Source organism: Streptomyces sp. NBC_01571, assembly GCF_026339875.1.
Taxonomy (GTDB): Bacteria; Actinomycetota; Actinomycetes; order Streptomycetales; family Streptomycetaceae; genus Streptomyces.
The window spans coordinates 7,820,522-7,837,513 of record NZ_JAPEPZ010000001.1; the positions used below are offsets into that span (position 1 = coordinate 7,820,522).

Annotated in this window: 13 protein-coding genes and 1 pseudogene; 9 read left to right on the forward strand and 5 right to left on the reverse strand. The window is 72.0% G+C overall.

Features of this window, described 5'->3' with window-relative positions; all coding sequences use genetic code 11:
* Positions 1–21: 21 nt before the first annotated feature.
* Positions 22–1,062, forward strand: coding sequence for a cation diffusion facilitator family transporter (locus OHB41_RS35145; RefSeq protein WP_266702766.1), 1,041 nt, complete (start codon positions 22–24; stop codon positions 1,060–1,062).
* Positions 1,063–1,374: 312 nt separating this feature from the next.
* On the opposite strand, the pseudogene OHB41_RS35150 reads toward OHB41_RS35145, so the two are convergent.
* Positions 1,375–2,502: pseudogene (locus tag OHB41_RS35150) on the reverse strand (cation diffusion facilitator family transporter); the annotation flags it as partial.
* 92 nt (positions 2,503–2,594) lie between these two features.
* On the opposite strand from OHB41_RS35150, the gene OHB41_RS35155 reads away from it, so the two are divergent.
* From OHB41_RS35155 to OHB41_RS35165, 3 genes are all read left to right on the forward strand, one after another.
* A complete protein-coding gene (locus OHB41_RS35155) occupies positions 2,595–2,954 on the forward strand; it encodes an ArsR/SmtB family transcription factor (protein WP_266702768.1) in 360 nt (119 codons plus the stop codon).
* Between the two features lie 153 nt (positions 2,955–3,107).
* A complete protein-coding gene (locus OHB41_RS35160; protein ID WP_266702770.1) occupies positions 3,108–3,971 on the forward strand; it encodes an alpha/beta hydrolase in 864 nt (287 codons plus the stop codon).
* Positions 3,972–4,224: 253 nt separating this feature from the next.
* Positions 4,225–4,944: a CDP-alcohol phosphatidyltransferase family protein gene (locus OHB41_RS35165; RefSeq protein ID WP_266702772.1), complete on the forward strand. Its 720-nt coding sequence runs from the start codon at positions 4,225–4,227 to the stop codon at positions 4,942–4,944.
* Here OHB41_RS35165 and OHB41_RS35170 read toward each other — a convergent pair.
* On the reverse strand, positions 4,904–5,383 hold the full coding sequence (locus tag OHB41_RS35170; protein WP_266702774.1) for an FAD synthase family protein: 480 nt from the start codon (positions 5,381–5,383) through the stop codon (positions 4,904–4,906). The two genes, OHB41_RS35165 and OHB41_RS35170, sit on opposite strands and share 41 nt — an antisense overlap.
* Before the next feature lie 365 nt (positions 5,384–5,748).
* On the opposite strand from OHB41_RS35170, the gene OHB41_RS35175 reads away from it, so the two are divergent.
* Genes OHB41_RS35175 through OHB41_RS35185 form a run of 3 tightly spaced genes read left to right on the forward strand, consistent with a single transcriptional unit; the run spans position 5,749 to position 9,946 of the window.
* Complete coding sequence (locus OHB41_RS35175; RefSeq protein WP_266706370.1) at positions 5,749–6,954, forward strand: glycosyltransferase; 1,206 nt, start codon at positions 5,749–5,751, stop codon at positions 6,952–6,954.
* Positions 6,951–8,645 carry a lipopolysaccharide biosynthesis protein gene (locus OHB41_RS35180; RefSeq protein ID WP_266702776.1) on the forward strand — a complete coding sequence of 565 codons (1,695 nt, stop codon included), beginning with the start codon at positions 6,951–6,953 and terminating at the stop codon, positions 8,643–8,645. Before OHB41_RS35175 ends, OHB41_RS35180 begins: the two co-directional genes overlap by 4 nt.
* Entirely contained in the window at positions 8,642–9,946 is a 1,305-nt protein-coding gene (locus OHB41_RS35185; protein ID WP_266702778.1) for an MATE family efflux transporter, read from the forward strand. Before OHB41_RS35180 ends, OHB41_RS35185 begins: the two co-directional genes overlap by 4 nt.
* 25 nt (positions 9,947–9,971) lie before the next feature.
* On the opposite strand, the gene OHB41_RS35190 is transcribed toward OHB41_RS35185, so the two are convergent.
* Positions 9,972–11,480, reverse strand: coding sequence for a hypothetical protein (locus OHB41_RS35190; RefSeq protein WP_266702780.1), 1,509 nt, complete (start codon positions 11,478–11,480; stop codon positions 9,972–9,974).
* 123 nt (positions 11,481–11,603) lie between these two features.
* Here OHB41_RS35190 and OHB41_RS35195 point away from each other — a divergent pair, with 123 nt between their 5' ends.
* Together OHB41_RS35195 and OHB41_RS35200 are read left to right on the forward strand one after the other, a co-directional pair.
* On the forward strand, positions 11,604–12,143 hold the full coding sequence (locus OHB41_RS35195) for a WcaF family extracellular polysaccharide biosynthesis acetyltransferase (protein WP_266702782.1): 540 nt from the start codon (positions 11,604–11,606) through the stop codon (positions 12,141–12,143).
* Complete coding sequence (locus tag OHB41_RS35200; protein ID WP_266702784.1) at positions 12,140–13,267, forward strand: glycosyltransferase; 1,128 nt, start codon at positions 12,140–12,142, stop codon at positions 13,265–13,267. Before OHB41_RS35195 ends, OHB41_RS35200 begins: the two co-directional genes overlap by 4 nt.
* Here the strand turns inward: OHB41_RS35200 and OHB41_RS35205 are convergent.
* Positions 13,246–13,935: a hypothetical protein gene (locus tag OHB41_RS35205; RefSeq protein WP_266702786.1), complete on the reverse strand. Its 690-nt coding sequence runs from the start codon at positions 13,933–13,935 to the stop codon at positions 13,246–13,248. The two genes, OHB41_RS35200 and OHB41_RS35205, sit on opposite strands and share 22 nt — an antisense overlap.
* A 120-nt stretch (positions 13,936–14,055) precedes the next feature.
* Entirely contained in the window at positions 14,056–16,779 is a 2,724-nt protein-coding gene (locus OHB41_RS35210; RefSeq protein WP_266702788.1) for a LamG-like jellyroll fold domain-containing protein, read from the reverse strand.
* Between the last annotated feature and the right edge of the window lie 213 nt (positions 16,780–16,992).

Genomic DNA, 16,992 nt, shown 5'->3' on the forward strand with positions numbered 1-16,992 from the left:
CACAGGGGGAACACGGACAGCATGAGCGATCACGGTCATGACCACGGATCCGAGCACGCGCAGCGGCACGAGCACGGCCCGGGGAGTCATGGCGGCCACTCGCACGGTGTGTCGGCGGGCGCCGACGGCCGCTGGCTGGCGATCGCGCTCGGCCTCATCACCGCGTTCATGGCGGTCGAGGTCGTCGTCGGTGTCCTCGCCGGTTCACTGGCCCTCATCTCCGACGCCGCGCACATGCTCACCGACGCCGCGTCCATCGTGCTCTCCCTGATCGCCATGCGGCTCGCCGCGCGTCCAGCCCGTGGCGGCTTCACGTACGGCCTCAAGCGGGCGGAGATCCTCTCGGCCCAGGCGAACGGCCTGACGCTGCTGCTGCTCGGGGCCTGGCTGGCGTACGAGTCCGTGCGCCGGCTCATCGACCCGCCCGCGGTCGAGGGCGGGCTGATGCTCATCACGGCCCTCGTCGGCATCGCCGTGAACGTGGCCGCCACCTGGTGCATCTCCCGGGCCAACCGCTCCTCGCTCAACGTCGAGGGCGCCTACCAGCACATCCTCAACGACCTGTTCGCCTTCGTCGGCACCGCGGTCGCCGCGCTGGTGATCGTCCTGACCGGCTTCAGCCGTGCCGACCCGATCGCCACGCTGATGGTGGTGGCCCTGATGGCGAAGGCGGGGTACGGGCTTCTGCGTGATTCCGGCCGCATCTTCCTGGAGGCCGCGCCCACGGACGTCGACCCGGACGAGCTCGGCGACCGGCTCGTCGCGCTGGCGGCCGTCGTCGAGGTGCACGACCTGCACGTCTGGCAGATCACCTCCGGCCAGGCGGCCCTGTCCGCGCACGTTCTGGTCGAGCCCGCCGGCGACTGCCACGCCGTCCGCCGGGACCTCGAGGAACTGCTGCGCCAGGACTACGGCATCACGCACACCACGCTCCAGGTCGACCACGCCTCGGAGCAGGTGTTTCAGGTGGCGCTCCCCGGGGACCGCAAGCTCCTCGACGACCCGGGGCACTGCGAGGACGCGCACGGGCCGGTCCACCGGGACGAGCCGCACGAACACTGAGCGGCGGGCAGGGCGGGCAAGACGGCTACGACAGGCAGGGCGGCTACGGCGGACATGGCGGCCGGTTCCGGCCGAGGTGTGATCGGCCTGCGCCTGGCCGACTCATGTGTGGTCGGCCCTCATGTGTGGTCGGCCTGTGTGTTGGCCTCGAATGCGGTCGCCCCGTGTGCGCTGGTTCCACGTCGGGTGGGACGGTGCGCCGTGGGCGGGCGCCGGACCATCCGACGCGTGACCCCCCGACGGGTGATGCGCGGACGTGTGATCCCCGGACGTGTGATGCCTCGACGTGTGATCCGCCGACGTGTGATGCCTCGACGTGTGATGCGCCAACACCAGGTGCGGATCGGCCTCGCCGGGGGAGGTTGCCGGATCGGCGTGCACCAGGGCGGCGTCGAGCTTGGGCACCGTGTGCAGCAGGGCGTGCTCGCACGCGACCGCGACCGCGTGTGCCGCGCGTACGGACAGCTCCCCGTCGACGACGACGGCGACCTCGGCGCGCAGCCGGTGGCCGATCCAGCGCAACCGCAGTTCGCTCACCGCGCGTACACCGTCGACCGTCAGCAGCGCCGTCTCCGCGGAGTCGACGAGGGCCGGGTCGACGGCGTCCATGACCCGCCGGAAGACCTCGCGGGCGGCGTCCCGCAGCACGAGCAGGATGGCCGCCGTGATCAGCAGTCCGACGATCGGGTCCGCCGCCCGCCAGCCGAGCGCCGCGCCACCGGCCCCGAACAGGACGGCGAGCGAGGTGAACCCGTCCGTACGGGCGTGGAGACCGTCGGCGACCAGGGCTGCGGAGCCGATCTCCCGGCCGACGCGGATGCGGTAGCGGGCCACCCACTCGTTGCCGACGAACCCGGCGACGGCCGCGGCGGCCACCACCGGGACGTGCTGGATGTCGCGGGGGTCGAGGAGCCGCTCCACGGCGGCCCAGGCGGCGAAGACCGCGGACGCCGTGATCGTCAGCAGGATGGCGATGCCGGCCAGGTCCTCGGCGCGTCCGTAGCCGTAGGTGAAGCGACGGTTGGCGGCGCGGCGGCCCAGGACGAAGGCGATACCGAGGGGAACGGCGGTGAGCGCGTCCGCTGCGTTGTGCACGGTGTCGCCCAGCAGCGCGACCGACCCGGAGACCATGACGATCACCGCCTGGACGAGCGCCGTCGCGCCGAGCACGGCCAGCGAGACCCACAGGGCCCGCATGCCCCGGGCGGAGGACTCCAGTGCGGCGTCCACCTTGTCGGCCGCCTCGTGCGAGTGCGGCGTCAGCAGATGCCGCAGCCGGTGATCGAGCCGCTGCCGTCGGCGGGCCTTCGGCCCTGGAACGCCGGGAGCGTGCCCGTGCCCGTGCTCTTGCCCGTGGCTGTGTTCCTGCCCGTGCTCGTGCTCGAGCCCGTCCTCGTGGCTGTGCGGGTGTGCGTGACCGTGCGCGTGGTGGTGGCTCACGTGGGTCCCCTTTCCGGGCCGTCCGGTACGCGGGCGGGAAGGCGGCGCGGCAGCGGTGGACACGTGGGTGCCCACCGCTCCATTATGTGCATATGAGCGCACGCATGCATCTGTCACCTGCCACCGATGCGCACCCGCGCACACCCGGCGAGGAGCAGTTCGCCCTCGCCGCCGAACTGCTCGCCCTCCTCGGTGACCGCACCCGCCTGGTGCTGCTGCACGCACTGGCCGAGGGCGAGGCCGACGTCACCACGCTCACGGAGACCTGCGGGGCCGCCCGTCCCGCCGTGAGCCAGCACCTGGCCCGGCTCCGTCTGGCGGGACTCGTGACCACCCGCAAGGAGGGCCGCCGGGTCGTCTACGCCCTGCGCGACGGCCACCTGCGCCGGGTGGTGGACGAGGCCCTCAACCTGGCCGACCCCAGGATCAGCGACCGTCCCGCGCACGACTGACACGACGGACACGACCGACAGGGCTGGCAGGGCCGTCAGGGCCGACAGGGCTGAGGTGTCCGAAGCGACGTTCGCGCGTGCCGCCTCCACGGTGACCCGGTAGGTTGCCGCCACATGTTGAACCCACCGACGCCCGCGCGAAGGGAAAGGGAGATGTCCGAGGCCATGGGCACCGAGGTGACGGAGAGCGAGCTGGAACTGGCCGGCGGGCGCAGACTGCACGTCTACGACACCGGCGCCGCCGGATCCGATCGCCTCGTCGTTTTCTGGCACCACGGCACGCCCAACATCGGAGCGCCGCCCGAGCCCCTCTTCGCCGCCGCCGAGCGACTGGGCCTCCGGTGGGTGTCGTACGACCGCCCCGGCTACGGCGGTTCGACCCCGCTGCCGGGCCGGAACGCGGCGTCGGCGGCCGCCGACGTCACCCGGATCGCGGACGCGCTGGACATCGACCGTTTCGCGCTCATGGGCCACTCGGGCGGCGGAACGCACGCGCTGGCGTGCGCGGCCCTGCTGCCGGAACGGGTGCTCGGCACGGTGAGCGTGGCGGGGCCGGCCCCCTTCGGCGCCGAGGGGCTCGACTGGTTCGCGGGCATGAACGAGTCCGGTCGGGCGTCGCTGACCGCGGCCGTCGCGGGTCGCGAGGCGAAGGCGCGCCACGAGGCGCGAGCGTCGTACGACCCGGACATGTTCACCGCGGCCGACCACGCCGCCCTCGCCGGTGAGTGGTCCTGGTTCCACGATGTCGTCGGTCCCGCCGTCGAAGCGGGCCCGGGCGGCCTGATCGACGACGACCTGGCCTACGTCGGCGCGTGGGGATGCGATCCACGGTCGATCACGGGCCCGGTGCTCCTCCTCCACGGCGGCGAGGACAGGGTCGTCCCCTCGTCCCACAGCCGGTGGCTCGCGAGCCGGTGCCCCCGCTCGGAACTGGGTCTCCACCCGGCGGACGGTCATCTCTCCGTCCTGCGCCATGCCGTCGCCGCGCTGGAATGGCTCGCCCGTCTCCGTCGCTGAACCGGGCTCGCCGCCCCGGGAAGGGTGCGGCCGGGCCAGGACGTGTCACCGGCTCCGCGGCCGGGGTGACGGTCGCGTCGCCGCCGGGCGCACGGACGGGGACGCGGGCGCGTCCGCCGCGGCACGGCCCCATCCTCGTGGCGACACCCCCGGCTTGCGGTGAGTTCTCCGATCGTTCGTCATCGCGCGCCATCACCTGTGATGATGTGGATCACGGGAACGACCGGTGAGGTCATGAGGTCCGGGGGGATCGATGAGCAGTACGGCGTCGGCGCTGATACGGCTGAAGTCCGCGCAGAAGAGCGCGAAGGGGGTATCCCTGTATTCGCGGTTCGTGAACCGGCCCGCGGGCCGGTATCTCGCCGCCGGGGCGTACCGGTTGGGACTGACGCCCAATCACGTCACGTTGATCAGTGCGGCGTTCAGCTTCGCGGCGGTCGCGGTGGCGGCGCTCGCCGTGCCCACCTGGACCGCCGGTCTCGTGGTGTGGCTCGGGCTCGCCGTGGGCTTCGCCTTCGACTCCGCGGACGGGCAGCTCGCCCGGTTGCGCGGCGGCGGCAGCGCGGCGGGCGAATGGCTCGACCACGTGGTCGACTGCGCCAAGATCACCGCTCTGCACACCGCCGTGCTGCTCACCTTCTACCGGCACCCCGGTCACTTCGGGACCGAGGCCGACGGCTGGCTGCTGGTGCCGCTCGGCTTCCAACTCGTCGCCGTCGTGACGTTCTTCGGCGGGCTGCTGACCGAGCAGCTCAAGCCCAAGGCGGCCCCGGGCGACGGGGGCCCGCCCTCCGCGGCACGCGCGGTGGCTCTGCTCCCGGTCGACCACGGGGTGTTCTGCCTGGTCTTCCTGCTGCTCGGCGGCGGCAGCGACTTCCGGTGGGCCTACACCGTCCTCGCCGTCGCCGCCGCGCTCTTCCTCGTCGCCTTCCTCACCAAGTGGTTCCGGGAGCTGTCCGCAGTTCGTCGTTGAACCGCGTCCCGTCCAGGGCGTCGATGGCGCGTCGCAGCTGGGTGCTCGACGTGTGCACGGTGTACGGGAAGTAGACGACGTCCACCCCCACGGCGGCGAAGTCCCGCTCCAGCCGCTCCCCCTTCGGCGTGTCCCTCCAGTCGTCGCCCTTGAACAGGACGTCGAAGCGGACCTGCTTCCACGTCTCCAGCTTGTTCGGCACGGTCTCCACGAACGCGGCGTCCACGTACTTGATGCTCCGGACGATCTCCAGCCGCTCCACCAGCGGGATCATCGGCAGCCTCCCCTTGGCGTTCTCGGCCATCTCGTCCGAGACCACGCCGGCCACCAGGTAGTCGCACTGGGCACGTGCGTGCCGCAGGATGTTCAAGTGCCCGATGTGGAAAAGATCGTAGGCGCCCGGCGCGTAGCCCACGCGGTACGGCTTGCTCGATGGCACAGATGCCCCCCTCGATCGATACTGTCCCCCAATGCGCACCCCTTTGCGCGGGATGCACGGACTTTGACGATAGCGTTCATGCTAGGTGCAGGAAGGGTGAACAATTAGGGTGCGTCCTGGTTCACTTCTGATGAGTGTGTGAAACCCGGGGCCCGTTGGGCGCGGACACACAGGGGAGGCCGCGCAGTCGGCCGGGGGAAAGGTTTCGTCGCGTGACAGAGACCCACGACGGGCGCAGCCGTCGGGACGGGCGCGGGACCGCTCACGCAGCGGCCTCGATACCGGAGCAGCGCACCAGCGAGCCGGACGGCCTCGCGCTGACCGGCAAGGAGAGCGAACTCGCCTCCTCCAGACGCCGGCTGCTCCTGGTGTCCACCAACTACGCGCCCGAGCACACCGGTATCGGACCGTACGCGACCGGCATCGCCGAGCACTGGGCGAGCCGCGGGCACGACACCCACGTTCTCGCGGGTCTGCCGCACTACCCCTCCTGGCGCCTCGACCCCGCCTACCGCCGGGTGTGGCGGGCCACCGAACAGCGTGCCGGAGTCACCGTGCACCGTCGCCGGCACAGCGTCCCACCGCGGCAGAGCGCCCTGCGCAGAGCCCTGTTCGAGAGCTCGATCCTCGCGCACGGGTTCTTCGCTCCACCCCGCACCGGCCGCCTCGACGCCGTGCTCGCCCAACTGCCCAGCCTTGCCGGGGGAGTGCTCGGCGCGCGGATCGCCGCCCGGTACCACGCGCCCTACGTGCCGGTCGTGCAGGACCTCATGGGTGCCGCCGCCGCACAGTCCGGCATCCAGGGCGGCGGCCGCGCCGCCGAGCTGGCCGAGCGTGCGGAGTCGTGGGTACTGCGGCGTGCCACCCTCGTCGGCGTCATACACGAGACGTTCGTCGAGCGGGTGCGGGCCATGGGAGTCGATCCCGGACGTATCCGCCTGGTGCCCAACTGGTCGCACATACAGGCCCCTTCGGCACCACGCGCCCGCACCCGTGAGCGCCTCGGCTGGCGGCCGGAGCAGACCGTGGTGCTGCACTCCGGCAACATGGGCCTCAAGCAGGGGCTGGACGTACTGGTGGAGGCGGCCCGCCGGGACCCCGCCACCCGGATCGTGCTGATGGGCGACGGCAACCAGCGCGAGCACCTCGCGCGCGGCGCCGGGGAGCTGCCCAATCTGGAGTTCCTGCCTTCCGTGGCCGACGCGGACTTCCCGGACGTGCTGGCCGCGGCCGACGTGCTGGCCGTCACCCAGCGGGCCTCCGTGCTCGACATGAGCGTCCCCTCCAAGCTCACCTCGTACTTCGCGGCCGGCCGCCCGGTGGTCGCTTCTGTCGCGGCCGAAGGCGGCACGGCCCGCGAAGTGCTGCGCTCGGGTGCCGGAATGCTCGTGGAACCGGAGAATCCCGATCAGTTCCTGACAGCAGTGCGTAGACTCGCCGAAGATCCGGCGATGGCGGACGAGTTGGGCGCGGCGGGACCGCGTCATGTGGCTGCTCATCTGTCACGGGAGGCGGGTCTCGCGCGGATCGACGCGCTGATCGACGAAGCTTTGGGGGGACTCGGCAGGTGAGCGACACACACGTTCCCGTACGGGGGGAGGACGAGCCGGAGCAGTTGCGCGAGCAGTTCCGTCAACTCCTGCGTTATCGCTGGCTGATCAGCGGTGGCGTCGGTGTCGGACTGCTGGCCGGCGCCTGGCTCGGCATCACCGGGGCCGACAGCTACGCCGCCACCACCGACATCGTGTTGCGCGCCCCCACCAGCGATCCCTTCGCACCGACCCTGTCCAGCGACAAGGCGATCAACATGGGGTCCGAGCGGCAGACGGCGCTCAGCCGCAAGGTCGCCGAAGGCGCCGCGAAGCGGCTCGGGATCGGCGCGGCCGAGGTCGACCGGCTCCAGCACGGACTCCAGGTCACCAACCCGCCACAGACCCTCGTGCTGCACTTCACCTACACCGCCTCCGACCCGAAGGAGGCGGCGCGCCGCGCCAACGCCCTCACGCAGTCCTACATCGACCTGCGCAAGGAGCAGTGGGAGGCCGTCCGCGGGTCGATGCTCAAGAGCCTGCAGGAGCAGCTCAATCCCGTCGCCAAGCAGAACGACGAACTCGCCAAGCAGATCAAGGCACTGCCCGACGGCTCCGCCGCGGACTCCGCCTACGCGGTGCAGGCCAACCTGCTCAACCGCATCACCGACCTGCGGGGCAAGATCACCAGCCTGAAGGCGCTCGACATGACGCCCGGCAACGTGATCCGCAACGCCGCTGTCCCCCCCTCGTCCGACGGGCCGGGCCTGCCGCTCTCGCTCGGTCTGGGAGGCCTCGCCGGCGTCGGCCTCGGCCTGCTCGGTGCCTGGGTGCGCCTGGTCTTCGATCCCGCGCCGCGCTCGGCGGGCGACGTGGCCCGTGCGGTGCGCGGCCCCGTCCTCGGCGCGCTGCCGCGCGGTTCGGCGGGGACCCTGGTGGTCGGCCACACCGACTCCCGGGCGGCCGAGGAGTACCGCTCGATCGCCTTCCGGCTGGCCTACGACGAGAGGTTCGCCGACCGGCGCCGCCTGCTCGTCGTCGCCCCGCGTGGCTCCATGGAGTCGAGTGTCGCCGTCGCGGTCAACCTCGCCGCGTCCTTCGCGGAGACCGGCAAGAACGTGCTGCTGGTGGAGGCCGATCTGCGCACCCCGTCCCTCTCCGAACGGCTCGACGTGTCCGCCGCCTTCCGGCCCCATTGGAGCCGCACCAGCGAGCACGCCGAGGGAGAGTGGCCCGCTCGCGGCCAACTCGTCGTCGACGCGGGCGAGTCGGGGTCCTTCGGCCTCGTCGCCGGCGAGCGCGTGCGCAACGTCCCGCGCGCACTGACCTCCGCGCGGACCAGCCGGTTGATCGCCGAGGCCGACGATCCCGATGCCACGGTCGTGGTCGTCGCCCCGCCCGTCCTCGCCTACGCCGACGCCCTCGCCCTGGTCGACCGTGTCGACGGAGCGCTCATCGTCTGCGACCCGCGCACCGTGCACCGCGCCGACCTCGTCCGCATCCGCGAGCTGATCGTCGGCGCGGGCGGCACCGTACTGGGCGCGGTGACACACACCGAGTCGAAGCGGGGCGACGCGGGGGCCCCCGCCCGCCGCGGCAACGGCCGCCGTCCGGACCGGAGCCCGGCGGCCAGGACGGCTCCGCCCACCCCCCGGCCGGAGCCGGAGCGGCACCTCGACGGAGACGGCAGCGACACGGTCGCGCTGCGTACCCTCCGCTCGGGTGACCGGTGACCACGCCGGGACAACAGCCGCCGACGTCCGAACCGCCGCGCACACCGCGGCGTTCGACGGCCGCTGTCGCCTCCGTGCTCGACCAGGCGGCGTCCAGCCTCACCAACATCGCCGTGCTGGTCATCGCCGCCCGCGTCTCCACCGCGCACGGGTTCGCCACCTTCTCGATGGTCTACCTGACCTTCACGGTGCTGCTCGGTCTCAACATGGCGTACGTGGGCCAGGCCGTCGTCCTCACCCGGGGCGACACCGCTGCCGTCGGGGCCGCCTGCCGGTCCGCGACGGCGTTCACCGCGCTGGCCGCCACCGTCGGCGGCGTACTGCTCGCCGTCGCCGGCTCGGTCGCCGCCGCCGTCACCGGCGGCTGGGCCGGTCCGGGCGGAGCCTTTCTCGCCCTGGGACTCGTCCTGCCGCTGGTGCTGGTGCAGGACGAGCTGAGGTACGCGTTCTCCACCCTGCAACGCCCGGGCCTGGCGCTGGCCGCCGACAGCCTGCGCCTCGTGTGCGTGGTGCCCGCGCTGCTGTTCCAGCCCCGGCATGCCGCCCCGGGTCTGCTCGTGGCCGTCTGGGGACTGTCGGCCGTACCGGCGCTGCTGCTGGGCCTGCGCCTGCTGTGGCCCCACGTGCGCGGCGCGCGAGCCGACCTGCTCCCCTATGTACGCCGGGGCCACCTCGGACAGCGCTTCGTGGTGGAGTTCGCCGTGGGCAACGCCTCCAGCCAGATCGCCGTGCTGGGCCTCGGACTGTTCGCCGCCCCGCTGGCGGTCGGAGCACTGCGCGGGGCCACCACGCTCTTCGGCCCGCTCAACGTCCTGTTCAACTCGGTCAACGCGTTCGGTCCGCCGCTGCTGGGGCGTCTCGGAGGCCGCCGGGCAACGGCCCGCGCCGCCGCCGCGCTCGGCCTCGTGCTCTGCGTCGTCGGACTCGCCTGGGGGCTGGTGCTCTACGCGCTGCCCGACCACGTGGGACGCCAGCTCCTCGGCGCCACCTGGCCGTCGGCGGCCGCCCTGCTGCCCGCCTCGGGTGCCCAGTACGCGGTGATGGGCCTGGGCACCTGTGCCCTGGTGACCCTGCGGGTGCTCAGCCCTCGTGCCACCCTGTCGGTGCAGGTGGTGTTCTCGCTGCTCTCGGTCGTCCTCATGCTCGTCGGATACCTGCTGACCGGATCGGCACTGGGCGCTGCCTGGGGCCTGGCCGCGGGCTCCGCACTGAAGGCGGTGGCGGCCTGGACACGCGTCGCCCGCCTGCGCGTGGAGGAGCGGCCCACGGCCGCGCCCGTCCCGGCGGTCCCCGCCGGCTGACAGCCGGCGGGCCCGGCAGCCCCGTTCAGCGCAGTCCGGCCGCCCGGTCCTGCCGGAACGTGGTGATCAGCGCGATGCAGCAGGCCGCGATCGCCACGCGCCCCGACGCCTGCAGCAACGGCCCCCGCAGCAGGATGAAGGAGTACCCGGAGACCAGGGGCACGACCAGGGCGATCAGGCTGCCCGGTGGGGCCCGGCGCACCGCACGGCGCGCATAGCGGCGGTCGACCCGCGCCGCCGCGTACCCGAGGGCCGCGAACCCGGCCGTCATGCCGATCGGGCCGAAGTCGATCCACAGCTCGGCCCACACCGGAGACGAGAGGTTGGTGTTGGTCGCTCCCATCCACTGGCCGACGACCACGCCGGTGTCCATCGGCTTGCCCGGCCACACCGACCGGGGCACTGCGAACAGCACCGAACCCGCCAGCTGCCGGCCGTAGGTGTGACCGCGCCCCGACCGGACGTAGGTGATGGTGTTCGCGAACATGCCGACCTGGTCGTAGTCCTTGAGTGCCAGCGGCTCCAGGGGAGAAGTCGTCTGCACAGGGCGGTAATTGGCGTCGTCGTAGCGGAACCGGTCCGCGAACGGGAAGACGATCAGTGCCACCACCACACCCAGGCTCAGCGCGATCCTGTACATCGCCGCGCTCACCGGGAAGACGGTGAACAACAGCGAGAAGAAGACCGTGAGAAACCAGAAACGCGGATTGGAGATCGGGTTGTTGACCACCGTGTTCAGCGCGGCCAGCGCCAGCCACACCGTGATGACCACCACGGAGCGGCGGGCCCGCCGCGAGGTCACCAGCCACCGGGTGTACACCAGCCAGGCGATGAGGGCGGGCACGGTGCCGAAGCCGCGCACGATGGCCTGACCCGCCTGCGAGTCCGCCTGGGAGAGACCCGCCTCCTGGACGCTGCTGATGATCTCCTGGCGGCTCGTGAAGAACACCGCCGGGCCGCCCAGTTTGACGACAAGGAGCGCCGAGCCGACGAAGGCGACCACGGTCAGCAGGTACAGGCGGCGTCGGTGCACCAGCGCCGGGCGCAGCCCCTCGTCCCGCTTCCGTTCGGGCCGCTGGCGTGCGAGCAGTGATCCGATGTCGAAGGCGACACAGCCGATGAGGACGAGCGCGACGGCTTCGGTCAGATCGGTGCGCGCCCCCACCACCGGCGTCGGTGTGCGTCCGAGCACGGCCTGGGCGAGCGGCGCCACCCCCATCGCCATGTAGACGAACAGCCAGAACGAACCGGCGAGCAGCTTGCGGCGGCTGGTCAGGATCATCGCCGACAGCCGGATGCCCGAGTACATCGCCAGCGCCAACTGCAACCACAGCGCCGAGTCGTGCAGGCCGGTGCCCGGCTGGACCAGGACCAGCAGGGGCAGGAACACCGAGAATCCCAGGACGAGCGGGACCGACAGCGCGCGCGAGAGCAGCGTGCGCGGCGAGAAGGCCGGTAGCGCGGTCCGCTCCTGCCAACTCTGCGGCGGCGCCACGGGTTCCGCCGTCGCGCTCCGGTCCGTCTGCTGCGTCATGGCGCCCCCGCCCCCGAAAGAGATCCCCGGCGCAGTCTACTGAGGCTTGGCCTGCGGTGAACGCTCAGCTACTAGAGTGTGGCGAAGTAGCGTCCGTGAGGACGCTGTTGGGGGGATGGATCGATGCGTGATCTCCCGGCCTTCACACTGGCCGGATACGACAAGGGACGCGGAGTGGTCGTTCAGGCGCTCTGGTTCGCGGTGATGAACACGGTCTTCATGGCGTGGTTCACCCCGGCCCGCGTCAGGACCGCCCTGCTGCGGGCCTTCGGTGCCGAGATCGGTACGGGGGTGCTCGTCCGGCACCGGGTGCGGGTCCTGTGGCCGTGGAAACTGACGGTCGGAGACCACACCTGGATCGGCGAGGGGGCCTGGATCCTCAACCTGGAACCGGTCACCCTCGGCGCCCACGTGTGCGTGTCGCAGGACGCCCTTCTGTGCACCGGCAGCCATGACCACCGCGCCGCGGACTTCCGTTACCGCAACGCGCCGATCACCGTCGACGACGGCGCGTGGATCGCCACCCGCGCCACCGTCCTGGCCGGCGTGAAGGTCGGCCGCTGCGCCGTGGTCGGCGCGGGCGCGGTCCTCCACAAGGACCTGCCCGAACTGACGCTGCACACCGCCGACAACCGGCGCCGACCCGTCGAGGAGCCGGCGTGAGAGTGCTGCACGCGGTCACCCTGCACAGCACCACGCACGCCTTCGGCGGTCCCGTCCGGGTCGCCCTCAACCTCTGCGGAAGCCTGCGGGAACGGGGACACGACGTCCGCCTCACCGCTCTGGCCGACGGCTTTCGGCGCCCGCTTCCCGAGGAGGTCGAGGGGGTGCCCGCCCGCCTCCATCAGGCGCGCAGAGTCCTGCCGTTGGGCTTCAGCGGCCTGACCTCCCCGTCCCTGCTCGCCGGCGCCCACCGCCTCGTACGGCAGGCCGACGTCGTCCATGTGCATCTCGCGCGCGACCTGGTGACGCTGCCGGTGGCACTCGCCGCGCTGCGCGCCGGGCGGCCCCTGGTCCTCCAGACGCACGGCATGGTCGACCCGAGCGAGCGGCTGTCGGCCCGGCTCCTGGACGCGGTCGCGGTGCGCCGGGTGCTGCGCGGCGCCGCCGCTGTACTGCACCTCACCGCGCACGAACTCCGCGACCTGGACGCCGTGGTGGGCGGAGCGGGCCTCGACCGTGCCGTCCGCCTGGTCAACGGCGTACCCGCGCAGCCCGAGGGCCCCGCCCCCGAGGGACCGCCGCGCATCCTGTACGCGGCCCGGCTCCAGGCCCGCAAGCGCCCCGTGGACCTGGTGGACGCGGCGCCCGCGATCCTGGCCCGGTATCCGGAGGCGACCTTCGTCGTGGCAGGCCCGGACGAGGGCGAACTCGCCGCCGTGCGGCGCCGGATCGACGGACTGGGACTCGCGGCGAAGGTGAGCTGCCCGGGCCCGCTCGACGCGACGCGCATGACCGAGGAACTGCGCAAGGCGCACGTCTACGTGCTGCCCTCGGTGGACGAGCCGTTCCCGATGTCGGTCCTGGAAGCGATGGCGGTCGGCACCCCGGTCGTGGTCACCGACTCCAACGGCCTGGCCCGCGACGTGGACCGGGCCGCGGCCGGGCGCGTGGTGTCCGGCCCGGACGGGATCGCCCCGGCGGTGCTCGACCTGCTGGAGCCGTCCGTACGCCGGTCCGCGTCGGCGGCGGCCCGCAAGCTCACCGCCGAGACGTTCGCGATGGACGCGGTCGTGGGCACACTGCTCGACGTGTACGAGCGGGCCTACACCGGAAGCCAGGCGTAGCAGCCGGACGAGACGAAGGTACGGGTCCCGGCCGGGATCCTGGCGGTCACGTTCTTGTGGTCGCCCGGGCCGGGGCCGGACGCCAGCACCTTGTCGTCCGCGCCCAGCGCCTTCCACGTGCAGCCCTTGGCGGTGGTCAGCGACCGGTACGTGCCCGGCTCCGGCTTCTTGCGCGTGCCGTCGGGGAAACCGGTCGCGGCGGTGTCCAGCAGGGGTTTCTGCTTCGGGCACAGCTGGCCGATCGCGTCGTCGGCGGACGGGAGGTCCCCGGCGATGAGCGCGCCGATCGCCGCGTCCTTGTCGTGGGCGGCGGTGCGTTCGACGCGCTGGCAGGTCTCCTGGCCGACCTGGAGGACGGCGGCCGGGTCCATGTTCTGCGGCACGCGCCCGTGCAGGTACTTCTTCTGCTTGGCGGTGAAGGAACCGGTCGCCGGGGTGAGCTTCGCGTCGGGCAGGACCGGGCCCTTGGAGGGGGTCGCCGAGCCCTCGGGAGCGGGGCTGGCCTGGTCGTCGGGTACGGCGGCGGCCTGGTCGTCCGAGACGTGCTGCGGGGACTTCGGCTTCGCCTCCGGGCCGCTGTCCGAGCTGCAGCCGGAGAGCGCGAGGAGCGCGGTGAGGGCGCCGGCTGCGGCACCGCGCCGAAGAGAGCGAAGGGTACGAGTGTGCATGGTGGCTCCTGCGGCCCAGCGGGCCTGGGTATGGATGCGGGCCCGCACAGGGTGCGGGCCCGGGGGTGTGCGGGGCGCCGGGCCAGGACCCGGCGCCCCGCACAGGGGACGCCGTGAGGGTTACGGCGCCCCGAAGGTCAGCACCAACTGCGGGGTGTTCTCCGCGGTCGACGCCTCACCGGACCACAGCCACAGCGCGTCCGTCCCGGTGCTGGTGAGCGCCAGGTCGTAGCTGCCCCCGAGGGCCGGGGAGAGCGCGCCGGTGTCGAGCGCCGCCGAGTAGACCGTCGACAGGTCGGTGGCACCGCTGAGGGTGCCGACCACGGTCGAGGACAGGGCGGGCTTGGTGGCGTACGTGGTTCCCGCCTCCGTCCAGCTTCCGGTGACCGGCCGTACGGCGATGTCGTCCGTGCTGCCCGCGCTGCTCAGCGTGGTGGTCTTCACCGCGAGCCGCGCGCTCTTGAGCACGGTCCCGGCCGGCGCCGACGGCAGGCTGAAGCGCAGGTACGTCTCGTACGCCGCGCTGCCGCGTACCGCCAGCGAGGTGGAGGTGCCGTAGTTGGTGCTCGCTGCGCCCGCGTTGACGTACGTGTCGTCCACCGCGCGGACGGTCTGCACGCTGTCGGCCGGAGCCGAGGCCAGGGTGTAGTGGCTCTGCACCTGGGCCGCGCTCAGCACCGACGGATAGATCGCGGTCTCGTCGATCTGTCCGGCGAGGTAGTTGCTGGAGGGCTGGTTCGGCCAGCCGTTGAGGTTGTCGCCACCGACGTGCCAGTAGCCGCTGTAGCTCTGGCTGTTGGGCTCGGCGAGCGTGCCGATCTGGGTGCCGTCCACGTACAGCGCCATCCCGGAGGAGCCCTGGGTGGCGACGACGTGGTGCCAGGTGCCGTCGTTGTAGCCGGCGGACGAGGTGATGGTGCGGGCGCTGCCCGTCCACACGCCGAAGACCAGGCGGCCGTCGTTGCGCATGTAGACGTGCTTGTCGTAGTTGCCGCTGGCCTGCGTCGTGTTGCTGCCGAACCCGACGAGCTTTCCGCCACTGGTGGTGGTCGTCTTGAACCAGGTCTCGATCGAGTACTGACTCGGCACCGTGGTGCGCTTGTCGCTGTAGACGATCTGGTTGCTGCCGTTGAACCCGATGGCGGTCGACGGACCGGTCACGGCGGCCGGAGTCTGGCGCAGCGAGGGCCCGTTGAGGTGGATGCCGCTCTGGTCGCCCGGCGAGCTGTCGCCGACGAACGGGGTGGCGGACTCGTCATAGCGCCAGTAGAGACCGGCACCGTCGTCGAGCACCTTCGCCGCGTACTTCTGGGCGGAGGTGGGCACCGTCACCGTGGCCGTGGAGGACAGCGCGGAGGTGTTGCCCGCACCGTCGGTCGCGGTCACCCGGTAGCTGTACGTGGAACCGGCCGTGACGTTGGTGTCGGTGAACGACAGCTGCGGACGCGACCACTCCACGGAGTCGCCGTCGACGGTGTACACCGGCGTCGAACCGCCGTTGCGGTAGACCTTGTACGTCAGCCTGGTGTCGTCCGTGTCGAGGCTGGCGCGCCAGCGGACGTGGGCCTCGGTCGGCTTGACGGACTCGGCGCCGACCGACGGCACGGTCGGCGCGCCGACGTCCGGGGACGACGCGAAGTGCGTCAGGCCCTGGGCCGCCGATCCGTTGACGGTGGTGAACTCGCCGCCGACCCACATGTACTTGTTGTCGGAGGTCTCGGATACCGCCATGGCGCGCGGGCCGATGCCCTCGCCCAGACCGTCGTTGGTGTCCGGGAACCAGCCCAGCTTGTTGGTGCCGGTGGTCGGCTCCGCGAGCAGGTGGTGACGGCGTCCGTCGGGGTACTCCCCGACGCTGGAGCAGTCGTGCGCGTGCGAGGCGCTGTACACCACGTTCTGGTACGACTTGACGGCCTGGGTGGCGCCCAGGCAGGTGTCGCGCCAGCGCTGGTCCAGGGTCGACAGGTCGAGTGCGATACGGCCGTCGAAGACGCCGCCGCCGGTGCCCTCGTTGCCGGTGTAGAAGCCGGTGGCGTCGGTGTCGAGCGCCTTGACCACCGAGTTGTTCTCGATGAACCCCGGGTAGGTGCGGACGTTGCCGCCCGTGGTGGCGTCCACGACGGCCAGGGCGTGCGAGTTCGCGCCGTTGACGGTGAAGAAGTCACCGCCGAGGATCACGTTGCTGCCGTCCGGGGTGACCGCGACGGCCCGGCCGGGCTCGTCGACGTCGGCCTGGAACGGCTCGACCGCGCCGCTGGTGGCGTCGACCGCCGCGTACCGCGCGTGCGCGCTGCCCCCGACGGAGGTGAAGTCGCCGCCCAGGTACACGGTGTCGTTCGTGACAGCGAGCGCCCGCACCGTGGCGGAGACGCTGGGGTGGAAGTTCGCCTTGGGCGTGCAGGTGGCGATGTCGATGGCGGCGAGGCTGCTGACCTGCGTGCCGTTGACCGCGCCGAAGTAACCGCCCGCGTAGAGCGTGTTCTTGTCCGGCGAGACGGCGAGCGCCCGCACGGTCGCGGTGCCGCTTCCGATGGTGAAGGACAGGTTGCAGGACGTGGGATTGCCGGTCGCCGCGTTCAACGCGACGAAGTTCACCGCGTTCTGCGCGGTGCCGCTTCCCCCCTCGGGCGGGCGCACCTGGGAGAAGGTGCCGCCCGCGAAGACCGTGCCGCCCGCTTCCGCGAGCGCCCACACGATGCCGTTGGTCTGCCAGGTCGGCAGGTCGTCGGCGGTGAAGGCGACGGGCGCCGTCAGCGCGGCCGCCGGTTGCGGCAGGGCCACCAGGCCCAGGCCCGCCGCGGTGGACAGAACAAGGGCGGCGCTGAGCCCTCTGGATCTTTGCATGAACCCCCCGGCTTCCGGGCCCGTTGCGGACCCATTGCCTCGGCGTGCCCGTCCGTGATTCCCCTGATCCGCACGGGCCGCGTGAACTGTTTGCTCGCGAACCATACGAGTACATGACACGTCATGGAACGCACTTGACTCATCTAGTGGGAAATTTCGATGTGTTCACGGCTATCTCACGACGCTCCGCGTCCACATCCGTCTCCGCGGGCG